The organism is Niveispirillum fermenti (genome assembly GCF_048066175.1).
GTDB lineage: Bacteria > Pseudomonadota > Alphaproteobacteria > Azospirillales > Azospirillaceae > Niveispirillum > Niveispirillum fermenti.
Genome location: NZ_JBLTXA010000015.1, coordinates 15,009 through 42,003, shown reverse-complemented (window position 1 = coordinate 42,003; position 26,995 = coordinate 15,009). Strand labels below are relative to the sequence as shown.

At 65.4% G+C, this 26,995-nt stretch carries 27 protein-coding genes and 1 riboswitch; of the genes, 23 read left to right on the top strand and 4 right to left on the bottom strand.

Annotated features, from left to right (window positions below; all coding sequences use genetic code 11):
• Positions 1–8 precede the first annotated feature (8 nt).
• Positions 9–440 (top strand): RidA family protein, encoded by a 432-nt coding sequence (locus ACM9LZ_RS15540; protein WP_416620407.1) that lies wholly within the window; start codon positions 9–11, stop codon positions 438–440.
• 95 nt (positions 441–535) lie between these two features.
• Here the strand turns inward: ACM9LZ_RS15540 and ACM9LZ_RS15535 are convergent, their stop codons facing one another.
• From ACM9LZ_RS15535 to ACM9LZ_RS15525, 3 genes are all read right to left on the bottom strand, one after another.
• Positions 536–2,494 (bottom strand): O-linked N-acetylglucosamine transferase, SPINDLY family protein, encoded by a 1,959-nt coding sequence (locus ACM9LZ_RS15535; protein ID WP_416620406.1) that lies wholly within the window; start codon positions 2,492–2,494, stop codon positions 536–538.
• A gap of 103 nt (positions 2,495–2,597) precedes the next feature.
• The gene (locus tag ACM9LZ_RS15530) at positions 2,598–3,758 is read right to left on the bottom strand and encodes a sialidase family protein (protein WP_416620405.1); all 1,161 of its coding nucleotides are present in this window, start codon (positions 3,756–3,758) and stop codon (positions 2,598–2,600) included.
• A gap of 96 nt (positions 3,759–3,854) precedes the next feature.
• Positions 3,855–4,847 carry a hypothetical protein gene (locus ACM9LZ_RS15525; RefSeq protein ID WP_416620404.1) on the bottom strand — a complete coding sequence of 331 codons (993 nt, stop codon included), beginning with the start codon at positions 4,845–4,847 and terminating at the stop codon, positions 3,855–3,857.
• Positions 4,848–5,343: 496 nt separating this feature from the next.
• On the opposite strand from ACM9LZ_RS15525, the gene ACM9LZ_RS15520 reads away from it, so the two are divergent.
• From ACM9LZ_RS15520 to ACM9LZ_RS15485, 8 genes are all read left to right on the top strand, one after another.
• Positions 5,344–6,183: a protein phosphatase CheZ gene (locus ACM9LZ_RS15520; protein WP_465123022.1), complete on the top strand. Its 840-nt coding sequence runs from the start codon at positions 5,344–5,346 to the stop codon at positions 6,181–6,183.
• An 18-nt stretch (positions 6,184–6,201) separates the two neighbouring features.
• On the top strand, positions 6,202–6,507 hold the full coding sequence (locus tag ACM9LZ_RS15515) for an STAS domain-containing protein (protein WP_416620403.1): 306 nt from the start codon (positions 6,202–6,204) through the stop codon (positions 6,505–6,507).
• A gap of 12 nt (positions 6,508–6,519) precedes the next feature.
• Positions 6,520–7,281, top strand: coding sequence for an ATP-binding protein (locus ACM9LZ_RS15510; RefSeq protein ID WP_416620402.1), 762 nt, complete (start codon positions 6,520–6,522; stop codon positions 7,279–7,281).
• Positions 7,282–7,289: 8 nt separating this feature from the next.
• Complete coding sequence (locus ACM9LZ_RS15505) at positions 7,290–8,477, top strand: PP2C family protein-serine/threonine phosphatase (RefSeq protein WP_416620401.1); 1,188 nt, start codon at positions 7,290–7,292, stop codon at positions 8,475–8,477.
• Positions 8,478–8,479: 2 nt separating this feature from the next.
• Positions 8,480–8,821: a PilZ domain-containing protein gene (locus ACM9LZ_RS15500; protein WP_416620400.1), complete on the top strand. Its 342-nt coding sequence runs from the start codon at positions 8,480–8,482 to the stop codon at positions 8,819–8,821.
• Between the two features lie 103 nt (positions 8,822–8,924).
• Complete coding sequence (locus ACM9LZ_RS15495; protein WP_416620399.1) at positions 8,925–10,700, top strand: ABC transporter ATP-binding protein; 1,776 nt, start codon at positions 8,925–8,927, stop codon at positions 10,698–10,700.
• Positions 10,701–10,726: 26 nt separating this feature from the next.
• Positions 10,727–11,074, top strand: a complete 348-nt coding sequence (locus ACM9LZ_RS15490; protein WP_416620398.1) for a hypothetical protein — start codon at positions 10,727–10,729, stop codon at positions 11,072–11,074.
• Positions 11,071–11,694: a helix-turn-helix domain-containing protein gene (locus ACM9LZ_RS15485; protein WP_416620397.1), complete on the top strand. Its 624-nt coding sequence runs from the start codon at positions 11,071–11,073 to the stop codon at positions 11,692–11,694. Before ACM9LZ_RS15490 ends, ACM9LZ_RS15485 begins: the two co-directional genes overlap by 4 nt.
• A gap of 34 nt (positions 11,695–11,728) precedes the next feature.
• Here ACM9LZ_RS15485 and ACM9LZ_RS15480 read toward each other — a convergent pair whose 3' ends face one another.
• Positions 11,729–12,004, bottom strand: a complete 276-nt coding sequence (locus ACM9LZ_RS15480; protein WP_416620396.1) for a hypothetical protein — start codon at positions 12,002–12,004, stop codon at positions 11,729–11,731.
• A gap of 74 nt (positions 12,005–12,078) precedes the next feature.
• Positions 12,079–12,188, bottom strand: a riboswitch (SAM-I-IV-variant riboswitch).
• A gap of 203 nt (positions 12,189–12,391) precedes the next feature.
• On the opposite strand from ACM9LZ_RS15480, the gene ACM9LZ_RS15475 reads away from it, so the two are divergent.
• From ACM9LZ_RS15475 to ACM9LZ_RS15410, 14 genes are all read left to right on the top strand, one after another.
• Positions 12,392–14,038: an acyl-CoA synthetase gene (locus tag ACM9LZ_RS15475; RefSeq protein ID WP_416620395.1), complete on the top strand. Its 1,647-nt coding sequence runs from the start codon at positions 12,392–12,394 to the stop codon at positions 14,036–14,038.
• Between the two features lie 72 nt (positions 14,039–14,110).
• Complete coding sequence (locus tag ACM9LZ_RS15470; protein WP_416620394.1) at positions 14,111–15,415, top strand: MFS transporter; 1,305 nt, start codon at positions 14,111–14,113, stop codon at positions 15,413–15,415.
• Between the two features lie 98 nt (positions 15,416–15,513).
• Positions 15,514–16,119, top strand: a complete 606-nt coding sequence (locus tag ACM9LZ_RS15465) for an RraA family protein (protein ID WP_416620393.1) — start codon at positions 15,514–15,516, stop codon at positions 16,117–16,119.
• 19 nt (positions 16,120–16,138) lie between these two features.
• The gene (locus ACM9LZ_RS15460; protein ID WP_416620392.1) at positions 16,139–17,173 is read left to right on the top strand and encodes an amidohydrolase family protein; all 1,035 of its coding nucleotides are present in this window, start codon (positions 16,139–16,141) and stop codon (positions 17,171–17,173) included.
• Complete coding sequence (locus ACM9LZ_RS15455; protein WP_416620391.1) at positions 17,166–18,185, top strand: DODA-type extradiol aromatic ring-opening family dioxygenase; 1,020 nt, start codon at positions 17,166–17,168, stop codon at positions 18,183–18,185. The genes ACM9LZ_RS15460 and ACM9LZ_RS15455 overlap by 8 nt, the downstream gene beginning before the upstream one ends.
• A gap of 17 nt (positions 18,186–18,202) precedes the next feature.
• Positions 18,203–18,604 (top strand): RidA family protein, encoded by a 402-nt coding sequence (locus ACM9LZ_RS15450; RefSeq protein ID WP_416620390.1) that lies wholly within the window; start codon positions 18,203–18,205, stop codon positions 18,602–18,604.
• Positions 18,597–19,274 (top strand): RraA family protein, encoded by a 678-nt coding sequence (locus ACM9LZ_RS15445; protein WP_416620389.1) that lies wholly within the window; start codon positions 18,597–18,599, stop codon positions 19,272–19,274. The genes ACM9LZ_RS15450 and ACM9LZ_RS15445 overlap by 8 nt, the downstream gene beginning before the upstream one ends.
• Positions 19,267–19,932, top strand: coding sequence for an RraA family protein (locus tag ACM9LZ_RS15440; protein ID WP_416620388.1), 666 nt, complete (start codon positions 19,267–19,269; stop codon positions 19,930–19,932). Before ACM9LZ_RS15445 ends, ACM9LZ_RS15440 begins: the two co-directional genes overlap by 8 nt.
• A gap of 83 nt (positions 19,933–20,015) precedes the next feature.
• Positions 20,016–20,696 (top strand): TetR/AcrR family transcriptional regulator, encoded by a 681-nt coding sequence (locus ACM9LZ_RS15435; RefSeq protein WP_416620387.1) that lies wholly within the window; start codon positions 20,016–20,018, stop codon positions 20,694–20,696.
• Between the two features lie 303 nt (positions 20,697–20,999).
• Positions 21,000–23,171, top strand: a complete 2,172-nt coding sequence (locus ACM9LZ_RS15430) for a TonB-dependent receptor (RefSeq protein ID WP_416620386.1) — start codon at positions 21,000–21,002, stop codon at positions 23,169–23,171.
• A gap of 20 nt (positions 23,172–23,191) precedes the next feature.
• The gene (locus ACM9LZ_RS15425; protein WP_416620385.1) at positions 23,192–24,592 is read left to right on the top strand and encodes a sulfatase-like hydrolase/transferase; all 1,401 of its coding nucleotides are present in this window, start codon (positions 23,192–23,194) and stop codon (positions 24,590–24,592) included.
• A gap of 66 nt (positions 24,593–24,658) precedes the next feature.
• Positions 24,659–25,816 (top strand): cytochrome P450, encoded by a 1,158-nt coding sequence (locus tag ACM9LZ_RS15420; protein ID WP_416620384.1) that lies wholly within the window; start codon positions 24,659–24,661, stop codon positions 25,814–25,816.
• A 5-nt stretch (positions 25,817–25,821) separates the two neighbouring features.
• Positions 25,822–26,622 (top strand): enoyl-CoA hydratase/isomerase family protein, encoded by an 801-nt coding sequence (locus tag ACM9LZ_RS15415; protein WP_416620383.1) that lies wholly within the window; start codon positions 25,822–25,824, stop codon positions 26,620–26,622.
• 42 nt (positions 26,623–26,664) lie between these two features.
• Positions 26,665–26,982, top strand: a complete 318-nt coding sequence (locus tag ACM9LZ_RS15410; RefSeq protein WP_416620382.1) for a 2Fe-2S iron-sulfur cluster-binding protein — start codon at positions 26,665–26,667, stop codon at positions 26,980–26,982.
• Positions 26,983–26,995 lie beyond the last annotated feature (13 nt).

Genomic DNA, 26,995 nt, shown 5'->3' with positions numbered 1-26,995 from the left:
ACCATACAATGCTGAAGATGACGATCGCGGTGCTGGCCACCGCCCTGCTGGCCACAACCGCTCTGGCAAAGGACGGCATCCGGTTCCATCAGGCCTGGCCGGGCGCGCCCTTCGCGGAATCCACGGAGGTGAACGGCATCCTCTACCTGTCGGGCCAGATCGGCAACGACGCCGACATGAAGCTGCCCGATGGCATGGAGGCGCAGGCCCGCCAGACCATGGAAAACATCAAGGCCGCAGTGGAGCGGCGAGGGCTGACCATGGATGATGTGTTCAAATGCACCGTCATGATGGCCGACATGGCGCAGTGGGGCGACTTCAACAAGATTTACGTCACCTATTTCAAGCCCGATCGCCTGCCGGCCCGGTCGGCCTTCGGCGCCAGCGGGCTGGCCCTGGGCGCGTTGCTGGAGGTGGAGTGCATGGCGAAGCTTCGCTGACGGGCACCCTCTTCAGTGATTGACGACGCATCAGGTCTGTTCCCGGGGCCACCCTGGGGGCGGACCTGACAGGTCATGCGCCGCGGGCCCCGGCGTCAGGCCGCCCACAGGGCGCGATAGGCCTGTTCCAGCCGGCGCGTGAAGCCCGCCGCATCGCACAGCGGGGACTGCCGGAACCGGTCGCGCAGTTCCTGGCGCAGGGTGGCCAGGGCCGGGGGATCGCCGGCCAGGGCGGTGGCCTTGGCCACGAAATCCGCCGGATCGGCTGCCACCAGCCGGTCTTCCAGTCCCAGCGCCCGCAAGAATCCCTGGCCGATCCGCCCTGCCCAGCGGTCACCATGCAGGGTCAGGGTGGGCACCCCCATCCACAGGGCCTCCGCCGTTGTGGTTCCGCCTCCGAATGGCACGGTATCCAGCACGATATCGACCATGTCGTAGCTTTTCAGATATTCCGACCTGACAGCCGCCCCCTCGATCCGCAGCCGGTTGGGTGCCACGCCCTGGGCCATGAATTGATCGCGCAGGCCCCGTCGCACGCCGATATCACCAAACTGCCGGCCCTTCACCAGAAGCCGGGCGTTGGGAATGGCCAGCAATGTCCGTGACCAGAGATGGACCGTGTCCGGCGTGATCTTGGCCCGGTTGTGAAAGGACCCGAAGGTCAGGCTGCCCGTATTCAGCAATGGGGACGGGGCCACCGGCGGCGCTTCTTCAGGCGGGGTGAAGCATAGATAGCTGCCCGGCAGGTGCCAGACCTTCTCGGTGAAGAAGCGGCTTTCCGCCGGCGGCAGCACGGTTTCGTCGGCGATCACCCAATCCATCTGCGGCAGACCCGTCGTGCCGAAATAACCAAGCCAGGTGACCTGTACCGGTGCCGGCCGGCGGGCAAACAGTGGCAGCCGGTTGCGATCGGTGTGGCCGGACAGGTCGACCAGGATGTCGATCCCGTCCTGCCGCACGCGGGCAGCCGCCGCATCGTCATCCATCGCTGCGATATCGACCCATCCATCGGCTGCGGCCCGCAGCCGATCGGTCAGCCCGTCATACCGGTCGTTGTTGCAATAGCATGTGATATGCACCTGCCGCCTGTCATGGCTGGCCAGGACGCTTTCCAGGAAATAGCCCACAGGGTGGCTTTTGAAATCGCCGGAGATGTAGCCGATGCGCAGCACACGGCCATCGGCCGCGGCCGGGCGGGGTGGAAGGGGGGTGGTTTGCATTGCCCCCGGCACCTGGCGTGCTGCCCAACCCTGTGCGGCGGCCAGGAAATCCGCATTGCCCTGGCTGGTTGCGTAATGCAGGGCCATCTGCAAATTGCTGTCAGCCGCCCGGTTCCCGGGATGACCAGCCAGTACATGCCGGTAGCGGGCGATGGCCCCGTCCAGATCGCCCATTTCCTTTTCCAGGTTGGCCAGATTGGTCTGTGTCACCGGGTCTTGGCGGAAATGAAGTGCCGTTGCCATCGACGCCGCGGCTTCCCCCAGCCTGCCCGTCGCCTGGAGCGCGCTTCCCAGGTTGGCATGAACCTCTGCCATGTCGGGTTTGCACCGGATGGCCTGGCTGAAACTGGCAATGGCATCGTCCAGCCGTCCCACTTCCATCAGCAGCACCCCCAGGTCGGAATGGGCGGGCGCCAGGGCCGGGTCCAGGTCCAGGGCCAGGTGATAGGCGTCCCCCGCTTCCTGTGGGCGGCGCATCCGGTGCAACAGATTGCCCCGGGCCAGATGCAGGCTGGCATCATCCGGCAGCAGGCTGGTTGCCTGGGTCAGCGCTTCCAGCGCTTCCGGCAGCCGGCCGGCCTGCCGCAGCACCAGCCCCAGATTGTGATGGAAGGCCGCAGCCTTCGGCGCAAGGGCCAGTGCCCGGCGGATATGAGTGGCAGCCGCTTCATATTCGCCTTTCTCTCCCAGCAGCACACCCAGCAGGTGGTGGGCGTCTGCATGGCCGGGTTCGCGCGCCAGGATTGCACGATATTGCCGTTCGGCCCTGTCCCGTCGACCCTGACGATGATGGGCAAGCGCGTCGGACAGGTCGGCGCGGGGAGAGGGGGGCATGCTGGTTCCTCAAGACTCCGGACATGCACGCTACCTTAGGACTTGTTAGCCGCAATCTCCACAACCCTGTTCCCATTCAGCCTCTTCCCACACAGGCCGGCATCTATGGCTGTGGGGCGGCGGTCAGCGCTGCCAGGGGGACCCGCGTCACCTGCACATCTTCCTTGTTGGTCGTATAGGCGACATGGAGATGACCGTTCCAGACAATGCTCTTGGGATAATGGTAACCGGGGCGCTTGTAGCGGCCTTCAAAGCGCAGCGGTTGCAGGTCATCGCCGCCGCGCAGCAGGAAGGCACGATCGAAATGCCGGCCATTCCCGCCAAGGGTGACGGTCAGCGGTATGCGCACACGGCTGTCATTGGGGGCGTTGACCAGATAGGCCGTGCCATCGGGCAGGTTTCCCGCACTCTGCTTCGACCGGGAATCGGGCATGCCGGTCAGCACCGGCAGGGTCCAGCTTTCACCCCGGTCACAGCTTTCCGACGCCAGTTGCCGGAAGCTTTCGCCCTGGTCGCGGAATACCATGACGGCACAGCCATCGGCACGCATGAACAGGCTGGGTTCCAGTTCGCGGCTGACCTTGCCGTCATGGGGCAGGTTCTCCATCCGGCCGCGCGTCCAGCCGCCGATGGCCAGCGGATCGTCGGTATGGAAGGGAGCGACGATCATGCCCGGCCGCAGGTGAAAGGCCGTGACGATGCGGCCATCGGGCAGGTGGTGGGGGTCCTGCTCGATGATACCCTCCACGGGCTGGCCATCCCGGCCCATCACCCGCTTTGGCGGGGACCAGTGGGTTCCGTCGCTGCTGACGCTGTATTCGGCATAGCCGCCATCGCCCGACTGGAATCCGGTGGGCCAGACATTGATGAAAGCGACCAGCACATTGCCGTCCGTCCACCAGCCACCGTTGGACCGCATCTGGGTCGCGGTGTCACCGCGTGGCGACAGGATGGCGGGCGGTGCCCAGTTTTCCCCGTCCGGACTGTGGCTATAGGCAACCCACGTGTCGGCCGTGTCCTCGTCCCGTTCGGACACCTGCCATTGTGCATAAAGCCGTCCCTTGAAGCCGATCAGCACCGCGCCATTGTGGAATTTGTCGCTGTCCTCATCCGGTGCGAAGATCGTGAAGGTTTGTGTGCCCGGCGCCGGTTCCAGCCCCAGATCCCCCGGCCTGGATGGATCGAACAGGCCGGGAGCCACCGTGAAGGGTGCATCCGCATCAGCCGGGGCTGCCAGAAGGCTCCCCGACAGCAACATGGCCATTGCCAGACATGTCCTGATCGAAATGGAAAGCATGATGATCCCCTGCCGGATTCTGTTTATTCTGCAGGGGATGGTAACCGGTGTCAGATGAGATTGTCACCCCCCAACCCGGCGGCGCAGGTTGCCGACGGTCTGCGGCGATACGCCGACACGCCGGGCGATTTCCCGGTCGGGCAGGGCAGCCATCACCGGATCGGACAGGATGCGCATCACCTCTTCCCGCCTTTCCGATGCCGTGCGGAAATGGGTCGGCTGGCCGGTGGCAGCGGTGTGATCATCGTCGGTGCCGGTTACCCGCTTGCCGGCCAGATGGCGCAGGTCGGCCAGGATCGCCGCTTCCAGCCAGCTTCCCCGGCCGCTATGCGCCCGCCAATATTCGGCCCTGGCCAGGGCATCCTGGATGGTGACGGCGCGCAGCCCATGTTCGACCAGCCGCCGGATGACGATGGCGCGGGCATAGGCAGGCAGGTCCAGATGGCCGGCGGGATCGGCATATTCGTCCAGGATGGGGGCGGCATCGCTTGTATCCTCGCGCATCAGCGCGATCTCCTGCCCGCGCCGTTCCCAATATTCCAGTTCGGCGATGGCTCCGGCCACCGTGGTCGGCAGGGAATAGGCCGTCTCCACGGCCCGGCGGATTTCCGGCGGCATATGGCGCGGCAGGCTGCTGCGCGTCCAGCCCGACAGGCTGCGCGTCCAGCGCTCGTTTGGGGCATCCTGAGCCTGGGACCAGCGGGCCACGGCGGCCCGCAGCAGCTTTTCGCGCGAGCAGGGGGCAAGCACGGCCGCACGGCCCCCATGGCGGAACAACACCGATTGCAGGTCCGGTGCCGCATGGCGGCGCATGCGGGGCCGGGCATCCGCCGGGGTGGCGGCCGGTGCCGGGGGCGGGGGTGGTGCCGGTGGGGGCGGGGCGGCGGCAGCCGACGGGGCAAGGCTGGATTCCATCAGCATGGTGGCCAGATCGGCCAGCCGTTTTCCATCGCGCGCCAGAAGCCGTCGCGCGCTTTGTACGGCTGCGGCAACTTCGCCCTCGTTAGAGCTGTCGACGAGCGCCAGCACCTTGCCCAGCTTCACCAGATCCAGCATCTGCATCGTCCATATTGGACGGTCAGGATAGCAGGCCACCCTGACTTGTCCAGTTTGGACGCTTTAGCCCTTTGATGAGAAAGACCGCCCACCCGGCGCAGCAAACTGATCGGTCGAATCGCGATCATCGGTCCGGCGGACAATCGCGCGCTTGATGTCTGGCAACGTCAGGTGGATGGCCATGCATAAAATGCCAGGCATTGCCATGCCGGCGATAAGGTTCGCAAACGCATTGTCATGACTTTGTCAACACTGGCCATCCGACTATCGGGACATGTCCGGTCGGACGTCCCGGCCTGTGCAATATTGACAGGACTCGGGATTGACCAAAGGCGATCGGGCATTTGCGGTGACCGATAAAAAGCCGGTGAAGGCGCTGGTGCGACATTGCTGGCTTTACCCTTATGATGGTAGCAATGTACCCCGGTGTCGAGGATGCCCGTCGCGTGGGGCGGCGGGCCGGGCGGCGATCGGCCACGGTGGAAGAGTGCGTATCTTGCACGAAATGGGAAACATAGCAGGCCTGTCGGAGGCCGATTACGCCAGCCTCTACGACCGTATCGCGCAGAATCCGCAAGGTCTTGCCTTCCTGCGTGAACATGCGCGCCGTGCGGCCGATGTGGGGCAGGGCCAGCTTGACGGCACCTTGCGTGACCTCCGGGCCCTGTTCGAGCAGCAGGCCAGCCTGCACCAGACGGCCGGCCGGGCGGATGCCCTTCGGAGCGAACTGCTGGAGATGGCGGCGTCCATCGAACAGGCGCGGCGGGAGATTGCGGCCCTGCGGCCCAAGGATACGTCCAACAACCGGCTGGACATCGCCACCAATGAGCTGGATGCCATCGTTTCCACCACAGAACGCGCCTCCATCGAGATTCTGCAATCGGCCGAGCGGCTGATGGAAGTGGCGGGCCGGCTGAAGCGCCTGGGCGTGGATGGCGATCTGGTGTCCGACATCGAGAACGAGGTCACGAACATCTTCACCGCCTGTTCCTTCCAGGACCTGACGGGACAGCGCACCAGCAAGGTGGTGAATGCCCTGCGCTATGTCGAGCAGCGCATCAATGCCATGATTTCCATCTGGAGCGTCGAAGGCGTCAAGCCCCCGTTGGACGGGGAACCGGCGGATGCCCGGCCTGACGCCCATCTGTTGACCGGCCCGCGCAGCGACGGGGTGGACCAGAGCGAGGTTGATGCGCTGATGGCGGGTGCGGCCCCCCGGCCGTCACCACCGGCGTCCAAACCTGCCCCGGCCCGCCCACCGGCGAAGGTGGCCGCGGACGCGGACGATGTGCCCGACCCCCTTGATCAATCCGAGATCGACAACCTTTTCGACTGATCCAACGGAGATTTTCTGATGGACTACGCCGTCCAAACCGCCACCGATGGGCTGCATGTCACCCTGAAGGGCCGTATGACGTTGATCGACCACGAAAAGTTCCGCAATGTGGTTGATGCGATCGAGAAGTCCACCGGCTCGAAATGCGTTTTCGACCTTTCCGGGCTGGAATTCGTGGACAGTTCGGGACTGGGCATGTTTTTGATCGCCCGTGACGTGGCCTTGCCCAAGGGCATGGAGATCGAGCTTTCCGGTGCGCAGGACGGGGTCAAGCGTATCCTGCAGATCGCGAAGTTCCAGACGCTGTTCAGCGTCCGGCCCTGACGGGTCCGGGCTTTGGAACCGCTGGCCGCCCTCCCTTCCGTGCCGGACGATCGCCTGACGGTGGGCGGGGAAGTGGCGGCTGCCCTGCTGGCCCGTATCGCGGCCACGCATGGCCTGTCGGTCTGTGACTGGTCGGCGGACGGGGCGGAGGCGGGAACGGTGAAGTCCGCGCCCTCCATCCTTTTGACCCTGCGCGCCACCGAGCGGGAAATGCGCCTCGCCCTTGGCCTCGGCTCCCGCGCCATCATCGAGATCGGTGACGACGAAACGGCCCTGCCGGTTGAATTGCCGTTACGGCTGAAGGCAGATGGCGGGCTGCACCTGTCGCTGTCGACCGCGACAGCCTTCAGCCTGGACATGACGCCCGTACTTTGCGACGTCCTGCTGTCGCGCGGCTGGCTGGCAGCGCCCCGGCGCGCGGACGCGGAGATTTGCCTGCAGGAGGCACTCAGCAACGCCGTGATCCATGGCAATCTGTCGGTCGATGCCGGCTCGGTCGGGGATGCCGCATCGTTCGAGCGTTTCTTCACCCTTGTCCATGCGCGCCTCGCGGACCGTCGGCATGCCAGCCGGCGTATCATGGTCACCGCAAGGGCAGGGGACGGGCTGCATCTCAGCGTCATGGACCAGGGGGATGGTCATGCGGGGCTGGTCATGCGTCCCGTGGAGATGACCGCCAAGTCCGGCCGCGGCATCCGCATCATGCACGACCTTGCCGATCATGTACGGTTTTCCGACGGCGGGCGGCGGGTCCACCTGCATTTCCAGCCATGACACCAGCCATGACCATGGCGCCACCCGACGGGGGATCAGGTCCACGACGCATCAGCTTTCCGGACTGCCGGATACTGATCGTCGATGACAGCCGGTTCAACCGGGAGATCCTGACGCGCTTCATGCAGTGGGTCGGGGTTGGCCGGATTGATAGTGCCGGCAACGGGGAGGAGGGGTTGGCACTGCTGCGTGCCGGAAACTACGACCTTGTACTGCTGGATATCGATATGCCGGTCATGGACGGGCTGACCCTGTGCCGGCACATCCGGCAGGAGCCGGCCTGGGCTGACCTGCCGGTGCTGATGCAGACATCGCCGGCCGGTGACCCCGCCGGCGTCAAATGTTTCGAGGCCGGGGCCAGCGACATCGTCACCAAGCCCATCAATCCCGGCGAATGCATGGCGCGCGTCCGCCTGCATCTGGAAAAGCAGTTCTTTCTGCGAAACCTGACGGATTTCCACAAGCGCCTGCAGAATGATCTGAAGCTGGCGCGCAGCATGCAGAAATCCCTGATACCGGACGCGCGGACGCTGGCGGCGGCCGGCCTGCGTCACGGCCTGTCGATCGAAGGCCATTTCGAGCCGTCGGACGAACTGGGCGGGGATTTCTGGACCCTGTTCGATCTTGGCGGGGACCGGCTGGGCGTGCTGTCGGCCGATTTTTCCGGTCATGGCATTTCCGCCGCGATCAATACCTTCCGCCTCCACACGCTGATCGAACGCATTCCCCCGCAAGGGTTCGACGCGGCGGAATGGCTGACCATGCTGAACCGGCCGCTGAAGGACCTGTTGCCCGTCGGACAGTTCGCCACCTGCTTCTATGCCATCATCGACGCCGGGGAAGGCACCTTGTCCTATGCGGCGGCCGGGGCGCCGGGGCCGATGCTGTTCCAGGACGGACAGGTGGATATGCTGGATGCCAGCGGGGTCATGCTGGGTGTGTCCAACAATCCTTTCCTGACGGCCGATACCGTGCCCTTTCCCCGCGGATCCTCCCTCCTGATCTATTCCGACGCCATGACGGAGGCGGAGGACAGGCAGGGCCACCTGGTGGGAGAGGGTGGATTGCAGGCCTTGGTCCGTCAAACCTTCCCCGGCGGCGAGAACAGGCTTGCGCGATTGCTCGCCGCCTTCGACACTATGGTGACGCGGCCGCTGGCCGACGACCTGACGGCCATTTGCATCAGCAGGGTGTGACGATGCCGGCGCTCTCGCTTCCTTCGTGGATCACTGCTCTTTTCAAGCCCAACCGGCGCCTCTATGACCGGCATGCCGTGCATTACGGTGTGCGCCTGTCGGTGCAGGGGACGGCACATGATTGCCGCATGCGCGACGTATCCCCCAGCGGCGCGCTGCTCGTGGATGTACCCGCCCTGCCGGTGGGCACGCCCGTGATGCTGGAAATACCTCAGATCGCGCTGGCAGCGGAAGCCCGTGTCGTGCGCCATGTCGATGCCGGTATCGGCATCGCCTTTTCCAAGGATGGCGTCGGCGCCATCATCGCCGGTTGGGCCAGGGGGCAAAGCGGCGCATCGGAATAGAAGGGTTTCGCCCTGCGATTGACGCTTGCCCTTGCGCCCTGCTCCGGGGCGGTCCATTTCCTGGGAACTGCTTTCCCGCCCGTCACCGTCTGAAAGACCCGTCTTGTCCCTGACCCAAGCCGTACCCGCCGCCGCACCGAAGGCCACCCGCACCCGTGCCCTGCTGCGGCGGCTGTCGGCCGCCTATCTGGGCCCGTTCAAGCCGAAGCTGGCGACGGCGCTGCTGCTGATGGCATTGGAGGCGGCGGGCACCGGTGCCGTGGCCTGGGGGTTCCAGCCCTTGCTGGACCGTGCGTTCCAGCCCGACAATCAGGGGTTCCTGCTGCCATTCGCGGCGCTGATCATGGCGGCCTTCATCGTGCGCGGTACGGCCGCCTACGGGCATTCCGTGCTAGTCAACCATGTGGGTCAGCGTATTGTGGCCCGCATTCAGGGGCAGGTCTATGCCCATCTGATCCGGTCGGATCTGGCTTATCTGCACGGTCGTGCCTCCGGCCAATGGATATCGCATCTGGTCAACGACGTTAATCAGATGCGGCTGGCCGTGTCGGAATGTCTTACGGGGGCCGTCAACCACGGCCTGACCCTCGTCGTGCTGGTGTGCCTGATGTTCTATCAGGACTGGCGGCTGGGACTGATCGCCTTCACGGTCTTTCCCCTGTCCGGCTGGTTCCTGTCGCGCCTGGGCAAGCGCCTGCGCCGCATCGCCGCCAGCACACAGGCGGAACTGGGTAATTTTTCCGCCGTGCTCAGCCAGACCTTCCAGGGTGCGCGCCATGTCAAGGCCTATGGCATGGAGGATTACGAGGAGGAGCGGGTCGGCCGGACCATCGACCGTCTGCGCAAGCTGACGGCGAAAAGCTACCGCACCGGCGCCTCCATGCTGCCCATCAACGAGATTTTCAGCGGCATGGCCGTGGTGGGCGTGATCATCTATGGCGGACTGGCCATCGCCGAAGGCACGCGCACGGCCGGGCAGTTGGTCAGCTTCATCGGCGCCTTCATGCTGGCCTATCAGCCCATGAAGGCGCTGACCAAGCTGAACGCCCAGCTTCAGGTCGGGCTGGCGGCGGCGGAACGGGTGCTGACCGTGCTGGATGCCAAGCCGGCCATCACCGACCGGGCCGGCGCCCGTGCCCTGCCGGCCGGCACGCGCCACGATATCCGCTTCCAGAATGTCCGCTTCTCCTATGACGGGGAGAAGGCGGCGCTGGACGGCGTGGATATCGAAATCCCGGCCGGCCGCACCGTGGCGCTGGTGGGCGCTTCCGGGTCCGGCAAGACCACCGTGCTGAACCTGATCCCGCGCTTCTACGATGTGTCGGGCGGAAGCGTGACGGTCGGCGGTCACGATGTGCGGGAGGTGACGCTGGCTTCGCTCAGGGCTTCCATCGCCCTGGTCAGCCAGGAAACGGCGCTGTTCGATGATACGGTCCATGCCAACATCGCCTATGGCCGTCCCGGTGCCAGCCGGGCGGAGGTGGAGGCGGCCGCCCGCGATGCCGCTGCCCATGATTTCATCATGGATCTGCCGGAAGGGTACGATACGATGGTGGGCGAGATGGGGCTGAAACTGTCCGGGGGACAGCGCCAGCGTATCGCCATTGCCCGTGCCATGCTGAAGAACGCCCCGATCCTGTTGCTGGATGAGGCGACATCGGCCCTGGACAGCGCGTCGGAACGGGCTGTGCAGGAGGCACTGCGTCGCTTGCAGGCCGGCCGGACGACGCTGGTCATCGCCCATCGGCTTTCCACCATCGCCGATGCGGACCGCATCTATGTCATGGACCAGGGCAAGGTGGTGGAACAAGGCACGCACGAGGAATTGCTGGTCAGGGCCGGTGCCTATGCGCGGTTCCAGGCCCTGCAGGGCGGTTAGGTGGAAGCCGCCCGCGAAGCACAGGCGTGCAAAACGGCCGGGGACCCGTCACGAGCCCCCGCTGCAAAGTCCGGTACGATCCGCAGAATGCCGTCTCCATCGCCCAGCCGGGCTACGGCCTGCTGAATGCCCGCACGGCGTTGCGTCTGCAGGATGGTGACCTGGAAATCGCGCTCTACGGCAAGAACCTGACGGACAGGCAATATATCCAGAGCGGCGTGTCCTTCCTGGACAGCTTTGGTTTCGCCCCGGCCGGGGACGCACTCCCCGGCCCGTTCTCCAGTGGTTTCAATGGGTTGGTTTTAGTGGACAATTTGTTGCTTATCAGGCATTCAGTTCGCGATAAGGGAATGCCAGGACGGAAATTGTCATGAGGGAGAAGAAGTCGTCCGCCCGGGGCGCCATGCCGGTGCCGGATGCCAATGTCATCGCCAGTTCCATTCGCACGACACGCCGCCGCAAGGGATTGACCCTGGCGGAACTGGCGGAGCGCACGGAACTGGACAAGGGGTATCTGTCGCGCGTGGAGCGGGGGCAGAAATCACCGTCCGTCGGCACGCTGCTGAAAATCGCGGAGGCGTTGAGCGTTCCCGTCGGGCACCTTTTCGGGGAAAATACCGACGCCGACTCCATCATCGTTATCCGCCGTGACGCGCATGTCGATATCAGCGATACATCCGACATGGGACCGGGTGCGGCCCTGCGCGCCGTGCTGCCGGCCGGGGATCATCGCCGCCTCAGCGTCTTCATGCTGGAACCCGGCGACGGCCGGCACACGCAGAATGCCGACCATCCCGGGGACGAATTTCTTTACGTGCTGGAAGGGTCGCTGGAAGTCGTCTTTCCCGACCGTATCGTATCGCTGGAAAAGGGCGATGCCGTGCATTTCGACGGGCATCTGCGCCACCAGTTGCGGCGGGTGGGCACCCGGAACTGTCTGGCCATGCTGATCGTTGCGCAGGACCTGCCGACCCGCGGCAACGAGGTGGACTGAAACGGCGACGGGCGGCGAAGGCAAATTGTTGTCTTCATGCGTGACTGCCTTCGGCTGGCATGCCTGCAAGGGCCATGTCCAGGCAGTTGCCTTCCAGCACACGCAACAAGGTGACCAGACCGCCCGTGCGTCCCGGCTGGCGTTCCACCCGGTAGACATGTGTCCACAAGCCGCGGCTGCGATGCAGTACGGTGAAAATGGCGCCATGCGCACCGTCAGGCGGGCTGGCGGGCACGATGAGGTCCCCCGGTGCTGCAATCAGATCACGCAGCCATTCGTCACCGGGGCTGAAACAGGCGTCATTTTCCATCGTCCACTCCACGATCAAAAAGCGGCCTGACCGGGGGCCGGCGGGCGGATCGACGGGGCATGACAGGAGGCACAGACCACCCGCTTTGTTGCCGGCTGACCGGCCGCATCGCCCCGTCGGGGGCCGCCACCTTGCCCGGGCAGGCAGGTTGGCGCCGGACGATGTCCGGCTCTGGATGCTGGAAGGAACCCTTCCTGCCCCGCTTTTAGAACAGGAGCCAGCAGGATGGCAAGTGCGCCCGCCGCAGGTGCCCCCCGCCCAGATGCCGGGGCAGGCAGTTCAGTCGATAAAAATTTTCCACATGGATCAAATAATACGATATACAGCTTCCCATCCGATGATGCCGCCGATCAACCAGGTGGCACGCAAGAATGGGAGGAACAGGGCATGGAACCTGTATCGCGGGAACCCGTCCCGATGGCGTTGGAACCGGCACAGGCCGAGTTGTTGCGGCCGGCCGGCATGTTCGATGCGGTCAGCCGGCGCCAGACGCTGGGCGACATGCTGGCACGCAGTGTCCGGCGCTTTCCGGACAAGCGCGCCATCGAATGCGGGGCACATCACTGGACCTATGCGCAGTTCGACAATGTGGTGGATGACCTGGCCTCCGGATTGTCAGCCGCCGGGGTCGTTCCGGGTGACCGGGTGGCGTTGATGTCGCGCAACAGCCATTGGTTCGCGGCCTTGCGCTTCGCCGTGGCGCGGGCCGGCGCCGTACTGGTGCCGGTCAACTTCATGCTGAACAGTGATGACGTCGCCTATATCCTGGATCATAGCCGCAGTTCGGTGCTGTTCACCGATGCCGGTTGTGCCGCCACGGCGCTGGCCGCGGCGGACAAGGTGGGGCTGGCCCTGCGCTATGGCATTCCCGGTGAGGGGGGCTTTGGCGACGTGGGGATGGAACCGATCGACGGAACCCGCGATTTTCGGGGCCTGTTGGGCACGGGCGCTCCCCGGCCGGACCCGGCCTGCATCGATGCGCGCTCCATCGTCCAGATCATCTATACCAGCGGCACCGAATCCCGGCCCAAGGGCGCGATGCTGAGCCATGAAGCCGTGATATGGCAGTATCAGAGCTGCGTCGCCGACTGCGGCTGGACCGCGGACGCCGTTGCCCTGCATGTGCTGCCCCTGTTCCATTGCGCACAGTTGGATGCCTTCCTGGGGCCGGCATTGCAGGTGGGCGCGCGCAACATCATCGCCGCGGCCCCCACGCCCGACATCGTGCTGCCGCTGATCGAAAAGCATGCCATCACTTCCTTCTTCGCGCCGCCGACGGTGTGGATAGCCCTTTTGCGGTCACCCTTGTTCGATCCGGCCCGCCTGACCAGCCTGACCCATGGCTATTACGGCGCCTCCATCATGCCGGTGGAGGTGCTGAAGGAACTGCGGCAACGCCTTCCCTGGGTGCGTCTGTGGAACTGCTATGGCCAGACGGAGATTGCGCCCGTGGCAGCCGTGCTGCAGCCGGAGGATCAGGAGCGCAAGGCCGGGGCGGCCGGGCGGCCCACGCTGCATGTGGAGACCCGCATCGTGGATGACGACATGAACGACCTGCCCGCGGGCCAGGTGGGAGAGATCGTCCACCGGTCGCCGCAACTGATGACCGCCTACTGGCGGGACCCGGCACGGACGGCGGAAGCCTTCGCCGGCGGCTGGTTCCACAGCGGCGACCTGGGCATGATGGATGCCGAGGGCTACATCACCGTCGTGGACCGCAAGAAGGACATGATCAAGACGGGTGGCGAGAATGTCGCCTCGCGGGAGGTGGAGGAAGCTATCTACATCCTGCCCGACGTGTCGGAGGTGGCTGTCGTCGGCCTGCCCGACGCGCGCTGGATCGAGGCCGTCACCGCCTTCATCGTGCCGAAAGCCGGAGCAGACCTGACCGCGGCGCAGGTGCTGGCCCACTGCGCCGCGTACCTGTCCGGGTTCAAGGTGCCCAAACGGGTGGTGTTCGTGCAGAACCTGCCGCGCAACGCCAGCGGCAAGATCCTGAAACGCGACCTGCGGCAGATGGCGGACGCCGGCTGATCCCGGCATCCGGTGGGGCGCGAGGAACACCATCCGCCCCACCCGATGCCGATCACATTCATCGGAGGTAAAATGAACGCGGACGCATCGCGCGCCGCGACCGGGACGCTGCGCGCCTGGTCCATGGTGGCCATCCTGTCGCTTCTTTACATCGTCTCCTTCGTCGATCGTTTCGTGCTGGGCCTGCTTGTCGGGCCGCTGAAGGCCGATCTGGGTGTGTCCGATCTGCAGATCGGATTCCTGTTCGGCACGGCGTTTGCGGTCTTCTATGGTGTCGTCGGCATTCCCGTAGCCCGCCTTGCCGATCGCGGGGACCGGCGGCGGCTGATCCTGGCCGGTGTCATACTCTGGTCCTGCTGCACGATCCTGTCCGGCTTCAGTTCCACCTTCGCCATGCTGGTGCTGCTGCGCATCGGGCTGGCGGTGGGGGAGGCGGTGCTGACACCGGCCACCTATTCGCTGATCGGCGACGTGCTGCCGCCGGAGCGGCGCGGGCTGGCGGCCAGCATCTACAATGCCTGCGGCATGTTCGGGGCATCGGGTGCCTATATCGTCGCGGCCTTCGCCATCGGCTGGATCTATGCGGTGGAGCCGTCGGGCGAACTGGGCGGACTGCGGCTGTGGCAGGTGATCTTCATCATCGTCGGTGTGCCGGGGCTGGTTCTGGCGGCTGTGTTCGCCCTGGTGTCGCGGGAGCCGGCCCGCCGTGCGACACCCAAGGCGGGTACGGCCGTCACGCTGCGCGACGTTCTGCGCCACGCTACGAGCCATTCACGGCTTTATTTCGCGTTGTTCCTGGGGGCGGGCTGTCTGCAGATCATGACCAACGCCTATCTGGCCTGGGGCCCCACCTTCCTGCTGCGCACCTACGGCATTCCCGTGGCGGAAGGGGGACGCATATACGGGCTGTTCAACATGCTGGCGCTGGTCGGCGGGACGATCCTGGTACCCATGCTGACCCGCCGGCTGAAACGGCCGGATGCCCTGCCCGTCGTTTCGGCCGCCTGCGGCATGGCCGGCGGATTGTTCCTGCTGGCGGCTCCATTGCAATCGACACCGTCGGGCTTCCTGGCCATGGCCTCGGCCGGGCTGTTCCTGGCCGGCGGCGGCGGCAACAATGTGCTGGCCGCCATCCATTCCATCGTGCCGCCCGCCATGCAGGCCACCATGACGGCACTGCTGCTGATCTGCATGAGCACGCTGGCGCTGGGCGTGGGCCCCGTGGCGGCCGCCTTCTTCGCCGGGCTGGCGGAAGGGGCGGGCAACCCGCTGGCGCTGGGCCTGATGACGGTCTGCGCTGTCGCCGGGCTGGCGGGCGTTGTGCTTTTCACTGTGTCCCGCGCAGCCGTTGCGACCTGGATCGCAACGAACAGGTGATGGGTACGCATTGGTTATTGGAAGATTTTGCTTGATAAAATCTTCCAACTGTATAATTTGTAGCCATAACGAAATCCGACAATCCGGGGGAGGATCGAATGACGGCATGGCCCTATGCCGCCACGATCTCTAGCGCCAGCCTGCATGAAGCGGCTGGGCGTCGTGGCGCGCTGCCTTCGGCGATAAAGCCGATCGACCGGCGCATGAATGTGGAAGGGCCGGCGCTGCCCGTGCGCTGTCCACCGGGCGATAATCTTTGGATCCATCGTGCCCTGAGGGCCGTGAAGCCCGGTGACGTGCTGGTCGTGGATTGCGGCGGCGGGACCGAGTTCGGCTATTGGGGAGAGATCATGGCGACCTCTGCCATTGCGTTGGGGGCGGCCGGACTGGTGATCACCGGTGGGGTGCGCGACAGCCTGCAACTGGTTGACCTGGGCCTGCCGACCTTCGCCGGCGCCATCTGCATCCAGGGCACGGGCAAGGACCCCAAGGGCGATGGCGCGGTGGGGGAACCGGTGCGCATCGGCGCCGTCACGGTGCGCCGCGGTGACCTTGTGGTGGCTGATGCCGACGGGGTGATCGTGTTGCCGGCGGCGGACGGCCCCGCCCTGGTGCAGGCGGCGCGCGACCGCGACGCCAAGGAAGCCGGCATTCTGGAGCGTGTGCGCGCCGGTGCCCTGACGCTCGACGTCTACAATCTCTGAAGAAACGGGAGACATCTCCGTGATCATCGACGTCCACTCCCATCTCTGGGCACCACCGGAATTCAATGCCGGCGGCATGATGCTGGTCGGCAGCGACGGGCATTATTCCGGAATGGAGCCGAAAATCTCCGACGACCGGTATCTTGACTATCTCCAGACCCTGTTCAAGGCGCTGGATATGGTGGGCACCGACTTCCAGATGGTCTCGCCCCGGCCCTTCACCATGCTGCATTCGCGCGGAAGCCGGCTTGTCGATATCTGGACCCGCTGGACCAACAACGCCATCGCCCAGCAGGTGCGCCTGGCTCCGACCCGGTTCGCAGGCATGGCCGGCTTGCCGCAGGTGCCGGGCGAACCCATCGAGCGGGTCTTCCCGGAGATGGAACGCTGCATCAGGGAACTGGGCTTCAACTCCATCCTGATCAATCCCGATCCGGCGGAGGGGACGGGATATGTGCCGCCCATGGGCGATCCCTACTGGTATCCGCTCTATGAGAAGATGTGCGAGCATGATGTGCCTGCGCTGATCCATGCCTGCTCCTGCTGCAACGGGCGGGAAACCTATGCCAACCATTTCATCACCGAGCATTCGATTGCGCTCCTGTCCATGATCAAGGCCGGGGTGATGCAGCGCTTCCCCAAGCTGAAGATCATTGTGGCGCATGGCGGCGGCTCCGTTCCCTACCAGGTCGGGCGCTGGCGTGCCGAACGCGGCGCCTTCCCCGACCTGGGCAAGGATGGGGTGCAGGGCAAGCTGTCGGAGGCGCCGGGCAGCTTCGACGATGCGCTGCGCGCCTTCCATTTCGACACCTGCCTGCACTCCCCCCTGTCGGTGGAACTTTTGCTGAAGGTGGTGGGCACGGACAATGTCTGTTTTGGAACCGAACGCATCGGCAGCGGCAGCCAGATCAATCCCGATACCGGTCGTTCCTATGACGATATGAAGCCCGATATCGAGGCCATGGGCTTCCTGACGGACCAGGATCGCCACAAGATATTCGAGGGCAATGCCAGGCGCCTGTTCCGGGGCCTGCCGGAGACCGGTCATGGCTGAGATCGTTCTGGGGCTTGCCGCCTCGCACAGCCCCCTGCTGACCATCGACTGGGGCGAATGGCAGCACCGGGCGCAGGCCGACCTGTCCAATGACAAGCTGAACCTGTCGGACGGGCGCTTCGTATCCTATGCCCAGTTGCAGGCAGAGCGCGGCGATGCCTATGCGGCCATCGCCACCCCGCAGGCGTTCGAGAGTGCGGCCGTGCGCTGTCAGGCCGGGCTGGACAGGCTGGCCGACGCCTTGCTGACCGCCGCGCCGGACATCGTCATGGTCATCGGTGATGATCAGGGGGAACTGTTCCCCCTGTCGAACACGCCGGCCATCTCGGTCTATTACGGGGCGGAGATCGCCACCAACGATGTCTGGGGGCGTGACGACAAGCCGGCCTGGATGCATCAGATGGCCCGAGGTTATGCCATGGACCGCGTCCATCGCTTTCCCGGAGCGCCGGAGCTGGCCCGCGAGGTCATCACCGGGCTGATCCGCCGGCATGTCGATATCGGTGCTGCGTCGAAGGTGGATGATCCGGTAAAGGCCGGGTTCGGCCATGCCTTCGGCTTCGTGGCCGAGCGGCTGTTCCGGGACCGTGCCATCCCCATGCTGCCCGTCCTGCTGAATACCTATTTCCCGCCCAATGTCATGACGGCGGCGCGCGCGTTCGATATCGGGCGCCTGCTGCGCAGCGCGATCGAGGACAGCCCGTCCGACGCGCGGGTGGCCGTGGTGGCGTCGGGCGGCCTGTCGCATTTCGTGGTGGATGAGGAACTGGACCGCCGCGTTCTGGCGGGCCTGGAGCCGGGTGCCGGGGATTTGCTGCGGTCCATTCCGCCCGAAGCGCTCAATTCCGGCTCCTCGGAGATTTTGAACTGGGTGATGACGGCGGGTGCGGCCGACCATCTGCCGCTGTCCTGGACCGAATATGAACCCATCCGGCGCACGCCGGCCGGAACCGGCATCGGCGTCGGTTTCGCGGCCTGGGGAGCATCCCCGGCCGGCAACCCTGGCGCATGAGAGAAAGGGGGGAAGCAATGAGCAGTGCAAGGCGCAGCATCAATGTCGATGGTTTCAATCATGGCGCCCAGCCCATCCCCGCCGCATCGCGCGTTGGCGGGCTGGTGGCGACGGGCGGCATCTATGGCCTGGACCCGGATACAGGCAAATTACCCGATGACGTCGCGGCGCAGGCCAGGCTGATGTTCTGGCAGTTGCAGCGGGTCCTGGCCGCGGCCGGGGCGGGCATGGGGGATATCGCCCGCATGACCATCTATGCCAAGGTGCCCGAAGCACGGGCCGCCGTGAATGCCGAATGGCTGAAGGCCTTCCCGGACCCGGAAAGCCGCCCCGCACGGCACACCCTGACCTATGAGCATCTGCCCGCCAACATGCTGGTGCAGTGCGACGCCATCGCGATGGTGACCGACAATGGCTGATGCGGGAATCGTGAAGCGGCTGCAGCACTTCGACAGTTGCACCGTGTCGGATGCCCTGGACAAGCTGGGCCTGACGGGTGCTGTCAGCGGGTTGTCGCCCCTGACCCTGCCGGGCCGTCGCATTGCCGGCCGGGCCGTGACGGTAAAGCTGGGCGCGCCGCTGCCGGCCCTTCCGAAACGGCATCTGGGTGCCGGCGCGGTGATGGCGGCGGAACCGGGCGACATCATCGTCGTGGAACATCGTGGCCGGACCGATGTGTCGGGCTGGGGCGGGCTGTTGAGCCGGGGCGCGGTCGGCAAGGGCGTAGCGGCGGTGATCGTCGACGGCGCCTGTCGCGACGTGGATGAAAGCCGCGACCTGGGCCTGCCCGTCTTCGCCCGCGCCGCCGTGCCGGTCACGGCGCGCGGCCGGGTGGCCGAACATGATTACAATTGCCCCATCACCATCGCGGGGCTGGCCGTGTCGCCGGGCGACTGGCTGGTCGCCGATGGCAGCGGCGTGGTCTTCATTCCCGCCGCCAGGCTGGAACAGGTTATCGCCGTGGCCGAGGACATCCTGGCGCGCGAAACCCTGATGGCCCGCGCTATCGATGCCGGCGTGCCCATCGGCCAGGTGATGGGGGCCAATTACGAAGACATGCTGAAACGAACGGAGAAGCAGGATGACTGATCCGCAACTGGTCGAACGGCTGAAAAAGGCCGGTGTCACGGCCTTGTCGGATGCGCTGGACAGGTTGGGTATCGAAGGTCAGGCCGTGGGCATCATGCCCGTGGCCCGCACCATGCGCTTTGCCGGCCCGGCCTTCACCATCCGCATGCTGCCTGTGGGCCTGACGGGCGGCGTGGTCGGCGATTATATCGACGAGGTGGCCCCCGGCACTGTCGTGGTCATCGACAATGACGGACGCCCGGATCAGACGGTCTGGGGCGACATCCTGACCTTCGTGGCCCATGCCAAGGGCGTCGCCGGCACCGTCATTGACGGGGTCTGCCGTGACAGCGACCGCTGCGTGGAACTGGGCTATCCCGTCTTTGCCCGCGGCAATACGATGCGCACCGGTAAGGACCGCGTCACGGCGGACGCCTACAACGTGCCGGTGCAGGTCGCGGGCGTTCGTGTGGCGCCAGGCGACTGGCTGGTAGGTGACGCGGACGGCGTCATCGCCATACCCGCTGACAAGCTGGTCGCCGTGCTGGCCATCGCAGAGGAGATCGAAGCGGCCGAGGACCGTATCCGCACGGCCGTGGCCGGCGGCATGCGCCTGGACGAAGCGCGCCGCGCCGCCAACTATCACAGCCTTCAGACCCGCGCGGCGGCACAGCATTGAGCGATCGGGCCCCGGCGCGGGGCGGAGGCTGGCAGACATAGAATGGACTGGCGAAAACCCTTTGATCCCGTATAGATAGGGTCATGTCGACCGAGACCCAGACGCCAGAAGCCAAACCCCCGCGCCGCCGGCAGCAACAGCGCGCCATCGACACGCGGGAACGGATCATCGAAGCCGCAATCGTCGAATTCGCGGCGCGCGGGTTCGAGGCTGCATCGACCCGGGCCATGGCCGATGCCGCGGACGCCAAGCACACCCTTGTCACCTATCATTTCAATGGCAAGGAAGGCCTGTGGCAGGCGGCGATGGACCGCACGGTCCGGGCCTTCACCACCAAGCAGCGCGACAGGCTGGCGGGCCTGCACGGGGTGGATGATGTCATCAAACTGCGGCTGGTGCTTGAGGATTTCGTGCGTTACAGCGCGGAAAACCTCAATGTCCACCGCCTGATGACCCATTCGTCCAGCGAGGCGAGCCCGCAACTGGATGCGATGGTCACCGATTACCTGAAGGGCTATTTCGATCTGGTCGCCGACCTGATCCGGTCCTGCCAGGCCAAGGGACAGTTCGTGGAAGGCGACGCCCATCACCTGCATTATCTGTTCATCGGCGCGGCCACCCGTATCTTCATGCAATCGGCGGAAGTGACCCGCATCCTGGGCCGCTCACCGCTGGAACCGGCCTTCATCGACAGTCATGTCGAACGCTGCCTGGCCCTGTTTTTCCGCGACCTGCCAGAAAAGAAGGGTCGCCGCAGCGTGTGAGCGGGACAATACCGTCCCCCACCGCCGTTTCACCACCGGGTTCCGGACCAGCGGGCGGCGGCTGACCGCTGCCGAGCGATCCATCCGCAAACAACCGCCGCCCTGGGGAAATCCCCTGGCGCGAACCCTTTTGCCCGTCTGCTGTCTGGCATCCCATCGTAGGCAAAATTATTCACCAAACGGCACAATGGGCTTTACTATTTAGTCCACTTGGAATAAATAAAGCCTGTGCCCGATGCGATGGGCCAAGAAACATCCGGCGCCGATGCGGGCGCTGTTCAAACGAAAATGGGGAGGAAAGTGATGCGCGGATTTTCGCGTGTGATTCTGGTCGGCCTGCTGGCCAGCACCAGCCAGGGAGCCCTGGCCCAGGAACAGAGCGCGGCCGGTCAGGCCGTGCTGGAAGAGATCATCGTGACGGCGCTGAAACGGTCTCAGCCCCTGCAGGAGGTGCCGGCATCGGTCACCGTCGTGCAGGGTGAGGCGCTGGCGCGCACTGCCATCGTGTCTCTGGACCAGATCACCCAGGTCGTGCCGGGCATCCGCATGCAGTCGGCACCGGGCGGCACGATCAATCCCGTCGTGCGCGGGCTGGGCACCAGTTCCTCCAATGACAGTTTCGAGCAGACCATCGGCCTGTTCGTCGATGGCGTGTTTGCCGGCCATGCCCGCGACTATGCCGCCGCCCTGTTCGATGTGGAACGGGTGGAGATCGTCAAGGGCACGCAGGCAGCCATCCTGGGCAAGAACACGTCCGTTGGCGCGCTGACCCTGACCACGAAGAAGCCCGGTTCGCAGTTCGGCTATGAAGCCAGCTACATGCATGAATTCGAACTGGGTTCCGACATTCTGAATGCCGCGGTGAACCTGCCCGTCAATGACAGTTTCGCCATCCGCGTGGCGGGCCAGTTCGCCGACGAGGGCGGCTGGATACGCAATGCGCTGACGGGGCAGGACGAACAGTCCAGCAACCGCAAGGCCATCCGCGCCACGGCACGGTGGGAGCCCAACGACGTGCTGGACTGGACCGTGTCAGCCCAGGCGCATTGGATCGACCGCGATGGCCAGACCTTCTATGCCGGGGCGGACACGCTGGGCCGGCTGGCCGAAACTGCCGCCATGTACGGCGACCCGGCCTTCACCGCCGCCATCCGTGATGTCAGCCGTGGGACCGTACGTCCGGGTTTCGAGAAGATTTTCGATTATACCCAGGGCTGGCGCACCAACTCGACCATCAATCTGGCGCTGGGCGACCACACGTTGACGGCCGTCACCGGTTATGCCGAATATGACATGAAGCGTCTGATCAACCCGGCGGGTGTGCGCCAGGCGCCCGTGCTGCGCGGCGCGACCGAGCATAATGAGAGCTTCGGCCAGGAACTGCGCCTGACCTCCCCCGAATATGAGCGGTTCAGCTACATCGCCGGTGCCTATTACTACCATGACAAATGGGGGAACTTCGATTACCTGGATGTCCTGCCCCAGGTCGGGACGCCGTTGAACGGCGCCGTGGCCACCAACCAGGAATACAAGACGGAGGCGATTTCACTGTTCGGCCAGGTGAATTATGCCGTCACCGACGCTCTGGACCTGACGCTGGGCCTGCGCAGCGACAACCAGAAGAAGCGGGTCGATTACACGCGCACCATCGTGCGGCCCGGGCTGCTGGCGACGGCGGCCTATCCCGCCTTTGTGCCGACGCGGATGAGCCGCAAGGATGATTTCGTCGATTACTCCACCTCGCTCAGCTACAAGCTGACGCCGGATGCCATGCTTTATGCATCCTATGCCACGGGCAGCAAGGGTGGCGGCTTCCAGGCGTCGCCCAGCACGATCGCCACGGCCGAGTTCGGTGATGAAGGGGCCAAGACGGTCGAACTGGGTGGCAAGTTCAGCTTCGGACGCGGCACCGTGTTCAACGTCGCCCTGTTCCAGACCCGCATTTCCGATTACCAGATCGCCATCAATACGGGTGCTGGCTTCGTGGTCCGCAATGACCAGATCCAGTCGCGCGGCGTGGATGCCGAACTGAACCTGGCCCTGACCCCGGACCTGTCCTTTGCCACCAGCGTCACCTATGCCGACGTTGAAAAGCGTGGGGCGCTGCCGGCCAATTCGATCGGCGGCATCCCCTTCGCCCCAAAGCTGACCGGCACGGTGCAGGTCAATTATGACACGGCGCTGGACGACCACTATTCCCTGAACGCCAATGCGCTGGTGGAATTCCGCACCCGTCAGCATATCATCGACCTGGCCAACGCCGTCATCCCGACATCCGGCAGCTATGCCAAGATGAACCTGCGTGTCGGCGTTGCGCATGATCCGTCGGGTATCGAACTGGCGCTGGTGGGCAAGAACCTGACGGATCGGCGTGTGGTGAATTATGGTTACAACGCCTTCGCCCAGGCCGGGGCGGCCATCATCTCCACCGACCCGTCGCGGACCATCGGCCTGCAGGTCTCCATCCGGCATTGACAATAGGGGATAAGGGAAGCATGCGCCCGTCCGATGAAGGGATCAGCCGCCGGCAATGGCTGGGGGGTGCCGCCGCCCTGGCCGCCACCGCGATGCCGGGCTGGAACGTGGTGGCGGCAACGGACCGCCGCCCACCGAACATCATCTTCATCATGGCGGACGATCTCGGCTATGCCGATATCGGCTGCTATGGCGGGCGTATCGTTCCGACCCCGCATATCGATGCCATCGCCGCCGGTGGGGTCCGTCTGACGCAGGCCTATGCCAATTCATGCGTCTGTTCGCCGACCCGGTTGGCCCTGCTAACCGGCCGGTACCAGTACCGCCTGCCGCTGGGGCTGGAGGAACCGCTGACAAGGGCGCAGGTGGGTCTGCCATCCGGCATCGCCAGCCTGCCCGGACTTCTGGCCGCCCGTGGGTACCGGACCACACTGGTCGGGAAGTGGCATCTGGGAGAAGCGCCGTTCCCCGGTCCGCTGGAAACCGGCTACCAGCATTTCTACGGCATCAAGAAGGGTGGGGCGGACTATTTCACCCATCTGGCCTATGGCACGCCGGCAAAGGGGGAAGACGGGCTGTTCGACGGGGATGTGCGGTCCGGTGATGCCGGTTACCTGACCGATCTGCTGACCGACCGGGCCGTGGCGGAGGTGCAGGCCGCCGCGACAGCCGGACAGCCCCTTTTCCTCAGCCTGCATTACACCGCCCCGCACTGGCCCTGGGAGGGGCCGGAGGATGAGGCGGTGGCCCGGACGCTCACGGACATACGCCATCATGATGGCGGCAGCCTCGCCACCTATGCCGCCATGCTGGACAGCCTGGACCGTGGGGTCGGGCGGGTGATGGACGCGCTGCGGCAGGCAGGGCTGGCCGATGACAGTATCGTCATCTTCACCAGTGACAATGGGGGGGAGCGTTTCTCCGATGTCTGGCCCCTGATCGGCATGAAGGGTGAATTGCTGGAAGGGGGCATCCGCGTGCCCTGTCTGGTTTCCTGGCCCGGCCGCATCAAGGCGGCCGGCACCAGCCGGCAGGTGGCCGCCAGCATGGACTGGCTGCCCACGCTGCTGGCCGCCGCCGGGGCGCCGGATGGCGGGGCGGGGGAATGGGACGGGATCGACCTGCTGCCCGTGCTGACCGCTGCGGAACCGGATATCCCGCGCACCCTTTTCTGGCGCCACAAGCAGGGGGAGCAGGTGGCCGTGCGTCATGGCGACTGGAAATATCTGCGTCGCGGCACGCGCGAGGCCCTGTTCGACCTGTCGGCAGACGAACGGGAACGGGCCGACCGGCTGGCTGTGGAATCCGCCATCACCGCCGACCTGAAAAAGCGGTTCCACGAATGGAACGGCACCATGCTGCCCTATACCGAAACCACCTACAGCTATGATGCCGGCGCGTATGCGATGGACCGGCCGTAAGAGCCGGCTTGGAAGCGGTTCCGGCCGTCCGGCAATCGCTCCGCACCCTACAGGGAGATGATGACGATGTTCATGTTCGACCCCGCCGATCCGGCCTTCATCGCCGATCCATACCCCACCTATCGCCGGTTGCGGGACGAGGCGCCTGTATATCAGGACCCGGACAGCGGCCTGTGGCTGATCACCCGCTATTCGGGAGTTGAGCGGGCCGTTACCGACTATCCCGTCTTTTCGTCCGCCCATGGCAATGTCGTGCAGGACAGCCCGACGCGGGTCGGCAAGACCCTGGGGTCCATCGACCCGCCGCGCCATGACGAATTGCGGCGTATCATCCAGCGCGGGCTGGGCAATGCCCGGATCGAGGCCATGCTGCCCGGCATCCGGGCCGAACTGGCAGAGCGCATGGCGGTCCTGTCCGACAGGCGGGAGTGTGATTTCATCGCCGACATCAGCCAGCCGGTGCTGTTCGGCGCGCTGGGGCGCATGCTGGGCCTGGATGCCGATGCCGCCGTGCGGGCCACCGAACTGACCAAGGGGCTGTTCCATCAGGATGACGGGCCCTTCGGGTCGGTCCTGGCACCGGAAACCTTCCAGGACATCGCCGCCTTCCTGCGCGATCAGTTGGATAACCGGCGCCAGGAGCGCGGCGACGATCTGATCTCCGTCCTGCTGGATGCGAAGGAGGATGGGGCCCCCTTGAGCGACGAGGAGATCGTGGCCAACGTCTCCACCGTGCTGATGGCGGGCAACGCCTCCATCGGCCATTTCTTCCCCAACCTCATCCATGCGCTCTGGTGTCATCCGGACCAGCGGCGGATAATGCTGGAGGACCCCGGCCGCATCTCCGCGGCGATCGAGGAGTCCGTGCGTTGGGACACCTCCACCCAGTGTTTCGCCCGGCAGATCGTGCAGGAGGTGGAGATCGATGGCACGCGCATCCCGGCCGACAGCCGGGCGGTGGTGTTCTACGCTTCGGCCAACCGTGACGAGCGGGTGATCCCCGATCCCGACAGGTTCGATATCGGCCGGGCGCGCGTGCGTCATTTCGGCTTCGGCATGGGGCCGCATTTCTGCGCGGGGGCGAATGCCGCCCGCACCATCCTGAAGGAAGTGATGCGCGAGTTGATGCCGTTCCTGGGCGAATATGAACTGGATATCGCGCGTGCCACCCGCGTGCGTCACATCATGGTGCGCGGCTTCGCCAATCTGCCCCTGTCCTGGTGACCGGCATGGGCGGCGAGGCGGAACAGCCCGTTCCCCTGCTGGTGGAACGGGATGGGGCGGTGCTGCGGCTGGTGCTGGACCGGCCGCAGGCGGGAAACGGGATCAGCCTAGCCATGGCGCGGGCCCTGATGCGGGCAGCCATCGCGGCGGACGAGGATGAAACCGTGCGCTGCGTGCTGCTGACGGGCCGTGGGCGCCTGTTCTGCGCCGGCGGCGACATCCATGAGTTCGCGGTGGCCGGTGACGGCATCGGCGCCTATCTGAAGGAGGTGACGGCCTGCCTGCATGCCGCGATCATCCGCTTGCTGCGCATGCCGAAACCACTGGTGGTCGCCGTCAATGGCCCGGCCGCGGGGGCGGGGTTCAGCCTGGCCATGGCGGGCGACATCGTGCTGGCATCGGCCCGCGCCCGCTTCATCCCGGCCTATGGCGCCCTGGGCTATACACCCGATGGCGGCTTGTCCTGGCTGCTGCCGCGGCTGGTCGGGTTGCGGCGGGCTCAGGAAATCCTGCTGGCCAACCGCGCCCTGACGGCGGAGGAAGCGGTCGGCATCGGTCTGGCCACGCGCATCCTGACGGAAGACGATCTGGAAGCCGCAGCCCTGGAACAGGCCCGGACCCTGTCCTCCTGCGCCACCGGGGCCCTGGGGCGCATGCGTGGCCTGCTGCTGGATGCCAGCCAGCCGCTGGAGGCCCATCTGGACGCCGAAGCCCGCGCCATTTCGGCCAGCGCGCGAACGGCCCACGGACGGGAAGGGGTTGCCGCCTTCCTCGCCAAACGCCTGCCGGATTTCACCGCCGTCTGAAAAGAGCGTGCAAGACCTTAATTTAGGGGAAGTCGATCTATCATGCCCACCCTTATCATCATCACCCGCGACGGCCGGGAACGTGCCGTGGAAGCCGAGGCCGGCCTGTCTGTCATGGAAATCGTGCGTGACAGCGGTATCGATGAAATGCAGGCCCTCTGCGGTGGTTCCTGTTCCTGCGCCACCTGCCATGTCTATATCGATCCTGCCCATATCGACCGGTTGCCGCCGGTTGAAACGGACGAGGGCGACCTGCTGGACTGCGCGGCGGAACGGCGGGTGACGTCACGCCTGTCCTGTCAGGTCCGCTTCGACACGGCCCTGAACGGCATGCGCGTCACCATCGCACCGGAGGACTGATCTCGACACTGAT